Annotated in this window: 10 protein-coding genes; 5 read left to right on the plus strand and 5 right to left on the minus strand. The window is 66.1% G+C overall.

Going from position 1 to position 10,900, the window contains the following annotated elements; all coding sequences use genetic code 11:
- Nucleotides 1-83 precede the first annotated feature (83 nt).
- The gene (locus ACTJJM_RS16105) at nucleotides 84-518 is read right to left on the minus strand and encodes a hypothetical protein (protein WP_241874794.1); all 435 of its coding nucleotides are present in this window, start codon (nucleotides 516-518) and stop codon (nucleotides 84-86) included.
- Nucleotides 519-929: 411 nt separating this feature from the next.
- Here ACTJJM_RS16105 and ACTJJM_RS16110 point away from each other — a divergent pair, with 411 nt between their 5' ends.
- From ACTJJM_RS16110 to ACTJJM_RS16120, 3 genes are read left to right on the plus strand one after another with little or no spacing between them, the layout of a single operon-like run.
- Nucleotides 930-1,967 (plus strand): S41 family peptidase, encoded by a 1,038-nt coding sequence (locus ACTJJM_RS16110; RefSeq protein WP_241874795.1) that lies wholly within the window; start codon nucleotides 930-932, stop codon nucleotides 1,965-1,967.
- A 3-nt stretch (nucleotides 1,968-1,970) separates the two neighbouring features.
- Nucleotides 1,971-2,306 carry a hypothetical protein gene (locus ACTJJM_RS16115; RefSeq protein ID WP_057502890.1) on the plus strand — a complete coding sequence of 112 codons (336 nt, stop codon included), beginning with the start codon at nucleotides 1,971-1,973 and terminating at the stop codon, nucleotides 2,304-2,306.
- Nucleotides 2,307-2,355: 49 nt separating this feature from the next.
- Complete coding sequence (locus ACTJJM_RS16120) at nucleotides 2,356-2,790, plus strand: SseB family protein (protein ID WP_010480925.1); 435 nt, start codon at nucleotides 2,356-2,358, stop codon at nucleotides 2,788-2,790.
- Nucleotides 2,791-3,132: 342 nt separating this feature from the next.
- Here the strand turns inward: ACTJJM_RS16120 and ACTJJM_RS16125 are convergent, their stop codons facing one another.
- The 3 genes from ACTJJM_RS16125 to ACTJJM_RS16135 all read right to left on the minus strand — a co-directional run bounded on the left by ACTJJM_RS16125 (nucleotide 3,133) and on the right by ACTJJM_RS16135 (nucleotide 6,699).
- Nucleotides 3,133-4,353 carry a multifunctional CCA addition/repair protein gene (locus ACTJJM_RS16125; RefSeq protein WP_010480923.1) on the minus strand — a complete coding sequence of 407 codons (1,221 nt, stop codon included), beginning with the start codon at nucleotides 4,351-4,353 and terminating at the stop codon, nucleotides 3,133-3,135.
- 55 nt (nucleotides 4,354-4,408) lie between these two features.
- Nucleotides 4,409-4,645: a hypothetical protein gene (locus ACTJJM_RS16130; protein ID WP_010480922.1), complete on the minus strand. Its 237-nt coding sequence runs from the start codon at nucleotides 4,643-4,645 to the stop codon at nucleotides 4,409-4,411.
- 68 nt (nucleotides 4,646-4,713) lie between these two features.
- Nucleotides 4,714-6,699, minus strand: a complete 1,986-nt coding sequence (locus tag ACTJJM_RS16135; RefSeq protein WP_329840354.1) for a transglycosylase SLT domain-containing protein — start codon at nucleotides 6,697-6,699, stop codon at nucleotides 4,714-4,716.
- 151 nt (nucleotides 6,700-6,850) lie between these two features.
- Between ACTJJM_RS16135 and ACTJJM_RS16140 the strand changes: the two genes are divergently transcribed.
- On the plus strand, nucleotides 6,851-7,222 hold the full coding sequence (locus ACTJJM_RS16140; protein ID WP_440865811.1) for an ExbD/TolR family protein: 372 nt from the start codon (nucleotides 6,851-6,853) through the stop codon (nucleotides 7,220-7,222).
- Nucleotides 7,223-7,231: 9 nt separating this feature from the next.
- Here the strand turns inward: ACTJJM_RS16140 and ACTJJM_RS16145 are convergent, their stop codons facing one another.
- Nucleotides 7,232-7,573 carry a hypothetical protein gene (locus ACTJJM_RS16145; protein WP_143050531.1) on the minus strand — a complete coding sequence of 114 codons (342 nt, stop codon included), beginning with the start codon at nucleotides 7,571-7,573 and terminating at the stop codon, nucleotides 7,232-7,234.
- Nucleotides 7,574-7,937: 364 nt separating this feature from the next.
- On the opposite strand from ACTJJM_RS16145, the gene ACTJJM_RS16150 reads away from it, so the two are divergent.
- On the plus strand, nucleotides 7,938-10,799 hold the full coding sequence (locus tag ACTJJM_RS16150) for a TonB-dependent receptor (protein ID WP_010480916.1): 2,862 nt from the start codon (nucleotides 7,938-7,940) through the stop codon (nucleotides 10,797-10,799).
- The last annotated feature ends 101 nt before the right edge of the window (nucleotides 10,800-10,900 follow it).

The raw sequence follows: 10,900 nt of genomic DNA on the forward strand, positions 1-10,900 counted from the left end.
CGTTGCTCTGGTAGGTGCCGACCTTGGTCGGCACGAATCCCACCGACGCCATGACCTCCGCGCAGCCGAGCATAGGCGCGGTTCTACAACAGTGGTGCGCACGCATCCGGTTCCACCAGCGCCCCGGCATGATCGGCCAGCACCACCACCGCATGCAGCAACCCTTCCTCCACCTGTGGCGGACACTGCGCCTGCAAATCATCCATCTCGCGCGCCGACTGCGCCGCCAGCAACACGCCCCCACACGCAGACACTGCCGCCAGGCAGCGCGTCGCTTCGGCCAGTTCCCGACCGCGCGCCCCGCTGAGTTGCCGTTCGCGCCACACCTGATCATCGGCTGCGTGGCCACGCGCCATGCCGCGCAACCGCGCGAAGAACGCGGAGGGCGGCGCCTGTTCGTGGGCTTCGGTGAGCGCATCTTCCAGCGCTTCGGCTGCCGTAGTGGACAGCTGCAGGCCGGGCAACGCGGCGCCGAGCAGTGCCTGCAGGCGTGGATAGGTGGGGAAGGGTTTGTTCATGGCGGCAACCTCACGGAGCAAGGCCACCTGCGGCATGCAAGGTGGCGGGCGGTGCGGGTTGGCGTGCCGGTCAAAATCAAAGAGAAAAAAAGCCGACGGATCACGAGGATCCCCACGCACCGCCCGCCATAGGCGAGCCGGTGCATTGTCGTGATTGCCGCAACGACGGCAACCCGTTCTCTTTGATGTTTGATTCAGGACGCCAATCCCGGCCAGCGCAGGAGGCGCCGACGGAGGCAACCTTCTCGCGTTCTACATGGCAATGACATGGGCAAAGTTGCAATTTACTGATCGCGTGCACGCTGTCTTGCTGCAACCCGCGGCGGGGCCAGATACGACAGTTCGCGCATGGCGAAAGCCATCACCTGCGGGCTATGCTGTGCGCCTGCCTCAACGACAAGGAAACGTCACATGCAGGTTCGCAAGGGAGTGCGTCGCATTGGTGCGCTGGTGATCGCGCTGGTGGCTGCCAACGCCATGGCCGATACGCCCAAGGCAATCGAAGTGCCCTCACCGGAGGCGGAGGCCGAGATCCTCAACCTGCTTGAACGGCAGGCGCTGTATCGCGACCGGGTGGACTGGCCTGGAACCCGCACACGACTGCAATCGGTGCAGGGCGACCCCGTGAAGCGGCTGGCGTTACTGCGCGAAGCCATTGCGGTCAGCACGGGCAATCATGGCGTATGGACGACGACCCAGCGCCAGAGCGAATCCCTTGCGCGCGCGCAGCAGGTCGGCGCCGCCGCCGTGGAAAGGGCCAAGGCCGCCGATGCGGTGGATGCGCGCATCGGCTGGCTGGTCATCGAGGGATATGCCTCCACGCCCGGCGCGACGCCACAGGAAGCGTTCCGCCAGAACATCCAGCGCGCCGCGCGGTGGCAGCAGGTCATCCGTAGCAAGGACGACGGCATGCGCTGTGGCTGGATCGTCGACCTGCGTGACAACAGCGGTGGCAACATGTGGCCGATGCTGCTGGGCATGGCACCGCTGCTGCGCACCTCGGTGGTGAACAACGAAGATGTGGGGTCGTTCGAAACCGCACAGGGGCCGGAGCGCTGGACGTTGACCGCGACCGCCGTGCAGCATGCAGGCAAGCCGGTGCTGGACTTCGGCCAGACCGGCTATGTGCTGCGGCAGCCTGGCGCGCCGGTGGCGGTGCTGTTCGGACCGCGTACCGGCAGTTCGGGCGAGGCCTCGGCACTGGCGTGGCGTGGCCGCGCGCATACGCGCAGCTTCGGCCAGCCGACGGCAGGGGTCTCGACTGGCAACAACGTGCGCACACTGGCCGATGGCAGTCGCCTGCTGCTGACCACCAGCGTGATGCGGGACCGCAATGATCGTGGCGATGGCTTGAAGATCGAACCCGACCAGCGCATCGAGGGTGATCCGGCCACTTTGGCCGCCGCCCAAGCCTGGCTGCTGGCCCAGCCCGCCTGCCAGGCGCGCTGACCCATGCTGCTGATCGGCCAGCAGGAACGGGTGCTGATCGTCGGCCCGACCGAAGCCCATCACTGCCTGCGCTGCCAGACGGAAACCGAGTTCGCACCGCAGTTGCGTTACAAAATGGCGCGTATCGACCTGCTGTTCGGGTTCACCTACCACCGCCGTTATGAGCTGGCCTGCACCCGGTGCGGGCACGGCTGGGTGCTGGACACCGACACCATGGACCAGCAGCTGGGTGGGGTGCCGATCCCGTGGCGGCACCGCTTCGGCCTGCCACTGATGCTGGTGGTGGTGGCCGGTCTGGCGGCGTTGGGCTGGCTGTGGCGGCACGGATTCCTCGGTTGAGGACAGGGCCTGTTAAAGTCTGCCCTGCAATCACGTACCGGAACCGACCATGGACCACGACACCCCGTTCGAACCCCTCAACGACCTCGAGGAGCGCCTGCTGCAGGCCCAGGACGGCACGCTGACCGCGTCGCAGTTCCTCGACGGCCTGCTGACCTCGACGGCGTTCGTGCTGCTGGACAAGGCCATTGGCGAAGATGGCGCCTGGGACGAGAGCATCTCGCCGCTGGTGCTGACCAGCGAGGGCGGCGAGCCGATGTTCGCGGTGTTCACCGCCCCCGAGCGCGCGGGCCTGTGGCACGAGCAGCTGCCGCAGTTTGCGCATGCCATGCCGATCGCGGTGCACGCGCTGCTGGCCGGTATCGGCGACGGCGTCGGCCTGGTGCTGAACCCGGGCCTGGACGTGGGCATGGAGATGATTCCCGATGCGGTGGCGCAGCTGAAGCAGCGGGCTGCGGCGATCACCCGTGGGATGGCGCACTGATCCCGCGATTGTCTGGTTGCCGGCCAGCGGCCGGCACTACCCGTGGTGCCGGACGGCGGCGATGGCTTGCAAGTGCGTCCTGTTCAATGGAGAGGAGCATCGTGGGCAAGCGTTCTAACCGATCGCTGTGGGTCTATGAGGTCGGCCTTGTTGCGGGTTTGGCACTGGTAGCTGCGTTCATCACCCGGTTCAATCCGGTGGAGACACTCCGGCTGGGTGGATGGCTGTTCCTCTTGATGCAACCCATCTTGTTGGGTGCTCATGCTGTCGACCACTTCTCGCGTAAGCGTCGTCGATAGACGGGCGATCGGTGCCGGCCAGCAGCCGGCATCACCAGGTGCTTCAGCGGGCGGCGGCGATGGCTTTCACCCGCGCCTTGGCCAGCGCCTCGCCAATGGCCGGGCCCTTCAGGTGCGTGGTATCCAGATCACGTGCCTGCACTGACAGCGCCGCCTGGTGCAGGCGCTTGAGCGTTTCGCCCTGCGGGTAGTCGGCGTCCTCGAAGCCGAGCCGGCCGCGCTTGTCGGCCTCGCAGCACAGTGCGATACGCGCCACGCGCTCCGGCCGACGCAACGCATCACAGCGGCCCAGCAGTTCCAGCACGGTGGCATCGCGCAGGTCGTCGATGCGGTGCACGTTCAAGTGCTCGCGGCACACCGCTTCGGCCAGTTGCTGGTGTTCGGTGGGAATCTTCAACCGCGCACACAGTGCCTTCAACGGCTTGATGCCGCGCTGCTCGTGCATGATGTGGCGCGGCCATTCCTCCGGCGGGGTCAGGCCCTTGCCGAGATCGTGGGTGAGGGCAGCGAAGCCGACCAGGTCATCGCCGGGGGCGAGCTTCGCGGCCATGTCGCTGACCATTTCCTGGTGGATGCCGGTGTCGACTTCCGGGTGGAATTCAGCACGCTGCGGTACGCCGTACAGTGCTTCCAGTTCGGGCAGTATCGGGCCCAGTGCCTGCGCATCGTGCAGCGTGCGCAGGAAGGCGGAGGGCCGTTCACTGACCAGCGCCTTGCGCAGTTCCTGCCAGACGCGTTCCGGCACCAGCGCGTCCAGTTCACCGCTGGCGGCGACCTCGCGCATCAGTGCCATGGTCTCTTCGGCGACGCTGAAGCCCAGTGGTGCAAAACGGGCCATGAAGCGCGCCGCGCGCAGCACGCGCAGCGGATCCTCGACGAAGGCCGGCCCGACATGGCGCAGCACGCGCTGTTCCAGGTCGCGGACACCGCCATAGGGATCGACCAGCGTGCCGGTGTCTTCGTCGCAGGCAATCGCATTGATGGTGAAGTCGCGGCGCTGCAGGTCTTCTTCCAGCGTCACCGCCGGATCGGCATCGACCACGAAGCCGCGATAGCCGCGGCCGGATTTGCGCTCGGTGCGCGCCAGCGCGTATTCCTCACCGGTCTTCGGATGCAGGAACACCGGGAAATCGCGGCCGACTGCGGTGTAGCCCTGCGCTTCCATCTGCGCAGGCGTGGCGCCGACCACCACCCAGTCGCGGTCGCCGGCAGAGCGCTGCAGCAGGCGGTCGCGCACGGCGCCGCCGACAAGATAGATCTTCATGGGGGGATGATCGCATGGCCGGCGCAGATGTTCCGGCACGACCGATGCTGAGGCCTCACGGCAGGCCGCGCCACTCCGGCACGAACAGGCCGGCCAGGAACCATAGGCTGTAGACGATCCACAGGCAGAGGACGTACAGCTTGATCTGGGCTTCGTCCCACAGGCTGCCCCAGCTGTCGACGAAGGCCAGCGACTTCCAGCCTTCCATCCAGGCCGCGCCACCCCAGCGCAGTACCCAGGTGGCGAACAGGCTCCAGGCGGCGAATATCCCGATCCAGGCCAACAGGCTCATTGCGTTCCCCTCCCCGGGAAATGGCTACCAGGTCGTGCCAGCCAGAAGCCGGCACGACCGCAGTGCGATCAATCGCCGCCCTGCTCGGCGTTGGCGGCGCAGATGAAGCTCTTGCGCTTGTCCACCAGGCGGCCCATCAGGCGGTCGCTCAGCGGCAGCGCATCGCCATTGAGGCGCCAGTCGTAGATCACGCTGAAGGCCAGCACGCGGGCCACGTACTCGCGGGTTTCCTTGTAGCTGATGGTCTCGATCCACAGGTCCGGATCAAAGCCCGGGCGCTGGCCCTGCCATCGTGCGGTCGGGGTCGGGCCGGCGTTGTAGGCGGCGATGGTCACGTACGGCAGGCCGTCGTACTTGTTCATCAGCTGGCGCAGGTAGGCGGTGCCGATGGCGATGTTGGTGTCCGGGTCGTACAGGCTGTCGGCGCCGCCGTAGCCGGTCAGGCCGATCGACTTGGCCACACCGGCACCGGTGGCCGGCAGCACCTGCATCAGGCCCATGGCGTTGGCAGGCGAGCGCGCACGCGGAGTGAAGGTGCTTTCGGCTCGGATCTCCGCAGCCACCCAGGCCGGGTCGATGGCATTGCGTGCCGACTCGCGGCGGATGGTGGCGTCGTGGTGCAGCGGGAAACGCAGGTCGTACAGGCGCTGTTCCTGCGGCTGCTTGCCGAGCGCGAACACGGCGCGGTCGAACCAGCCGTTGTCCTGCGCAACGCGTACCGCCAGGCGGCGCTGGGTGTCATCGAAGCGCGACAGCGCGCTGTTCCATTCGGCCACGGCCCAGCCGGCGCGGTCGATCTGGTACAGCGCCATCGCGCGCTGGATGGCCGGATCGCGCGCGACCACTGCCTGTGCCTGCGCGCTGTCATTCGGCTTCCACGGGCACAGGGTGTAGCCCTGCTGCAGCTTGTCGGCGGCCAGGAAACCGTGGAAGGTGGGGGCACGCGCCGCATCGCGGAACAACGGCTGCGCCTGTTGGGCCTGCCCGGTCTTCTCCAGCATGCGGCCTTCGAAGTAGCGCCAGCGCGGGTCGCTGCGCTGCTTGCTGGCCATCTTGCGGATCGCGGTCAGCGCCGCCGGCCAGTCACCGCGCGACATCGCTTCGCGCACGCGCCATTCGTGCAGGCGTTCGTCATACGCCGATTCCGGCACCGCGTTGAGGCGGCGCGCCGAATCGGGAAGATAGGACGCCACCGTCCACAGTGCGATCTGGTACAGCACCTGGCCCTGCTGCTCGGCACTCAGGCCCAGCGCCTGGGCATACTGCGGCAGCTGCTGTTCGGTGGCGGCCGGGTCGGCCTTGGCCAGCTTGGCCAGGCCATCGGTGGCGATGCGCCGGCTGCGCTCGTTGCGCGGCCAGTTCAGGGCGCTGGCATTGGGCCTGTCGACAAAGGCGGCGTAGGTGTTCGCCAGCGCCAACTCGGTGGCAGGCAGGCCACGTGCAGCGCTGCGCATCACGGCCGGCTGCTGGGCGTCGGCGGCGGCATCGATGCGTTCCCAGCGCAGGGCGTCGCTCAGGCCACCCTGCGCCTGCAGCACGGCGAAAACGGCATCACAGCCGTCCGGCAGCGACTTGCCGTTCTTGCGCCACAGATCCTGCGCCTCGCTGATCCACTGCGGATCGACCTTGCCCGTCACCTGGCGCGCGGTCAGCTGCGCACAGCGCAGGCCGGCGTTGTCGGTGGGCACCCAGTTGGCGAGCAGGGTGGGCCAGTCCTGGCGGCGTGCGACCGAGGGCAGCCACACGCTGCGGAACGTGTTGGCCACGGCCTGGCCGTCATAGCGCTTGAGGAAGGCCTGTGCCTGCGCGGTATCGACGGTGTCGATGTTGCGGCGCAGGTTGGCGTACTCCAGCCATCCGTAAGCCGGATGGCGGCTGAGTGCAGCGGCCTGGCCGGGATCGAACTGGCCGCGTTCGGCGGCAGCGATCGCAGCCTTCAGCTGCGCGTTCTGGGCGTCGAGGGACTGGGCGTTGGCGCAGCCGATCAGCAGCGTGGTGGCCAAGGGCAGCAGGGACAGGGCAGTTGAAGTGCGTCGGGTCATGGCGACCAGCATAGCGGGCGATGGCTGAATTCAGTTTCGCATTGCGTGCACGCCGAGCGTCGGCAACGACAGCTGAATGACCCCGCGCAGGCCACTGCCGCAGCGGATGGGAGGCGTCGTAACGTCGGCCTTGGGCGAACGGCCCGGCTGCAGGGAGCGGCACATGGCGTTCAGTAGCGCAGGAAGAAGCGGCCCGCTGGCGGACATCAATGTCACGCCACTGGTGGATGTGATGCTGGTGCTGTTGATCATCTTCATCGTGACCGCGCCGATCGTGGCCCGGCCGATTGCCGTGCAATTGCCGCAGGCCACCGATCGGGTGGTCGACCGTCCCGAACCGCCACCGCCGATCGAGCTGCGCCTGGACGCTGCCAACCAGCTCAGCTGGAACGGCCAGCCGATGGCGATCGGCGAACTGCAGGCGCGCCTGCAGGCACAGGCGGGCGAACATGCCGGCAACCTGCCGGAGCTGCGCATCGCCACCGATCCGGCGGCCGAGTACGAAGGCATGGCGCGCATTGCGTTCGTGCGATAGAGCGTTGTCTCACTGCTGCTCATGCGGTGATTGCTGCATGAGCGGCGCTTGCCCTGCTGACAGCGTCGCATCCAGGATCCGCAGAAAAGCCATTTCAATCTGCGCTGGAACCTGGGTCGGATGTGCTCGCCACTTTCTGCGCTCAGGGTCATGTTCAACGTGGAAAGCCGTCAACTCGGCTCTCTCGAAATCCACCACAACCGTCAGTCCCTCTCCCGAGGCCAAGGCCGCATCGCTGGGAGAGGGACAGTTGTTGCACTCGATCACGCCGCCTGCTCTCGATTCACCTGCCAGGGAAAGAAGCAGCGTCATCACCATCGTGACGCCCGGCACGGCAGTCACTGCTTTCATGTTCGGCCCTCCCGCGAATGGCTGGAGGTGCGAGTCTGCGATGGGTCGACTGGTGGGGTCTCCTGAATGAAGGAATTTTCAAACTATTCCTGAAACGGTCCGGCAAAGGCCTTTTCCGTGAATGCGGAAGCTACCGGCGCGCGCTGTCGCAGCCTGCATCAAGGCTGCCTGCGGTGAACAGTATCGTCCGGTCATAACCTGCAGCTATCTGACGCAATCGGCCTGCAATTGCGTCAATTCCGCGTGAAAGAGTGTCGATCATCACGCCGCGATTTTTACCACTTGTTTACAAAGGAGACGGCGCCGCCATGCAGGGAGGGAGTGCGGCGGCCCATGTCCCGACATTCCTTTGGAGAGAGAGCGAATGAATCACCTGCACCACCGCCCTTTGGCGGTTGCCGTCGCGCTGTGCGTGATGACTCTGGCACCGTTGGGTGCCGCTGCACAATCCACCACCAACCTGGATGCGGTGGAAGTCACCGGTACCCGCATCAAGCGCGCTGAGGTGGAGGGCCAGGTGCCGATCCAGACGCTGACGCGCGGCGATATCGAACGCACCGGCCTGACCTCGATCGGCGAAGTGCTGCAGCAGCTCACCGGTTCCGGTTCGGCGCTCAACGCCAAGTTCAACTCGTCCGGCAACTTCGGCTTCCCCCCCGATGGCAGTGGTGTAGGTGCCGGTTCGGCGCAGGTGGACCTGCGCCACCTGGGCGCCAAGCGCGTGCTGGTGCTGGTCGACGGCATCCGCTGGGTCAATGAGTCATCCGCATCCGGCGTCGGCTCGGCCACCGATCTCAATACCATTCCGCTGGCCATCGTCGAGCGCATCGAAGTGCTGGAAGATGGCGCGTCGTCGCTGTACGGTTCCGACGCCATTGCCGGCGTGGTCAACATCATCACCCGCCGTGACTTCGATGGCGGCCAGGTGACCCTGAACTATGGCGAGTACAGCAAGGGCGATGGCACGCAGAAGGGCGTGGACCTGGCCTGGGGCAAGAGCGGCGACCGCTTCAGCCTGTTCCTGGGCGCCAGCTGGACCAAGCAGGATCCGGTGTTTGCCAAGGACCGCGAGCAGTCGCGCTTCCCGATTCCCGGCACCGGGCTGGCGTTCGGCAGCGGTGGCATTCCGCAGGGTCGTTTCATGTTCACCGACCCGAACACCGGCGCGGTGCAGAACATCGTGCCCAATACCGGCGTGAGCAACCCGCGCTACGACGGCAGCGCCGGCTGCGCGCGCACCGATGACTATCATTGCTTCACCAGCGCCGACCGGTTCAATTTCGCCGAGTACAACATGGTGCTGACGCCCTCGGAGCGCAAGGGCCTGTTCGGTCAGTTCCGCTTCGACATCACCGACAACGTGCAGTGGTACGTCAAGGCACTGGGCAACCGTCGTGAGTCGACCAACCAGGCCGGCCCGGAGCCGCTGTTCTTCGGCCCCGATGGCGCCACCGGCAATCCGCTGGCCGACAACATCACCGTGTCCGCGCTCAATCCGTACAACCCGTTCGGCTTCGACCTGGTCTCGGGTGACAACCTGAGCCTGATCGGCCGCCGCCCGGTGGAAGGCGGCGCGCGCGTGTTCAAGCAGGAAGTGGACACCACGTATTTCGCCACCGGCTTCGTCGGCAACTTCCAGGCGGCTGACCGCAGCTGGTACTGGGACGTCAACGGCATGTACAGCAAGAACAAGGCCGAACAGACCAACTACGGTAGCTACAACATCTACAACGTCAACATGGCGCTGGGCGATCCGTCGGTCTGTGCGGCGACGCCGGGCTGCGTGCCGCTGAACATCTTCGGCGGTGTCGGTTCGATCACCCCGGACATGCTGAAGTGGATCCAGCCGGTGGTGCGTGACCGCAGCCAGAACGAACTGAGCCTGTTCACCGCCAACCTGTCCAGCGACCTGTTCACGCTGCCGGCCGGCCCGGTGTCGTTCGCTACCGGCTTCGAGTATCGCAAGTACGAGGGTTCGTACCAGCCCGATCCGCTGACGGTGGCCGGCCACTACAACGGCGTGCCGTCGCAGCCGACCTCGGGTTCCTATGACGTCAACGAGGCGTATCTGGAGTTGAGCGTGCCGATCTTCGCCGATTCGACCTTCGGCAAGAAGCTGGATCTGAGCCTGGCCGGGCGCTACTCGGACTACTCCACCTTCGGTGGTGAATTCACGCCCAAGTACGGCCTGCGCTGGCAGGTCACCGATGACTTCGTGCTGCGCACGACCTATGCCGAAGGCTTCCGTGCACCATCGATCGGTGAGCTGTACGGCTCGGCCGCGCGTGCCGACCTGCAGTTGTTCGATCCGTGCTCGGTGGGCCTGGGCGGTACGCCGCCGCGTGGCAGCGCGGCCAACTGTGCTGCGCTGGGCGTACCGGCCGGGTTCCAGCAGGCCAACTCGCAGATCTCGGTGACCACTGGCGGCAACCGCGAGCTGGATCCGGAACGCTCGCGCAGCTTCAGCGCAGGCTTCGTGTGGAGCCCATGGTTTGGCAGCAACAGTTCGTGGTCGGAGCGCTTCGATGTGGAAGTGACCTTCTACCGCCATGCCATCGACGGCGCGATCCAGGCAATCAACGCGCAGACCCAGCTGGACCTGTGCGTGGACACGCTGGACCCGATCTACTGCAACGGCATCACCCGTGCCAGCACCGGCGCGGTCAGCAGCTTCAACAACCGGCTGACCAATCTGGGTTCGATCAAGACCGATGGCTGGGATGTGGATCTGTTCTGGACGTTGCCGCAGAGCTCGATCGGTCAGTTCAAGCTGGGCTGGAAGAACACCTTCGTGGGTCGCTACGAAGCCACCGGTGCGGCGGGCCAGAAGCAGCCGCAGAAGCCGGGCGTGGAAGTGGCCGACAGCTCGATTCCGGAATGGACCAGCAATGCCAGCATCGGCTGGACGCTGGATCGCTGGAGCGCCAACTGGACCGTGCGGCATATCTCCGAACTGACCGAGAACTGCGGTGACGCTTCCGTGTTCCCGGTCTGCAGCAACCAGGCTGCGGGCACCAATACGCTGTCGGCCACCACCTTCCATGACATGCAGGTGGGCTACAAGATCGACTGGATGAAGGGGCTGCAGCTGACGGCCGGCCTGAACAACGTGTTCGACAAGGATCCGCCGATCTGCCTGTCGTGCTCGTTGAACGGTTACGACGCTTCGACCTATGACATCCCGCGTGGCCGCTACTGGTACCTGCGCGCGGACCTGCGCTTCTGATGTAACGGTGGCAGTGCCGGTCAGTTCCGGCGCTGCCTTGCTGGTGTAGAGGGGGGGGGGGGGGGGGAGGCAGGAGAGAGGGAAGAGGGGGGGAGGGGATA

The organism is Stenotrophomonas sp. 22692 (assembly GCF_052045015.1).
Lineage (GTDB): Bacteria > Pseudomonadota > Gammaproteobacteria > Xanthomonadales > Xanthomonadaceae > Stenotrophomonas > Stenotrophomonas geniculata.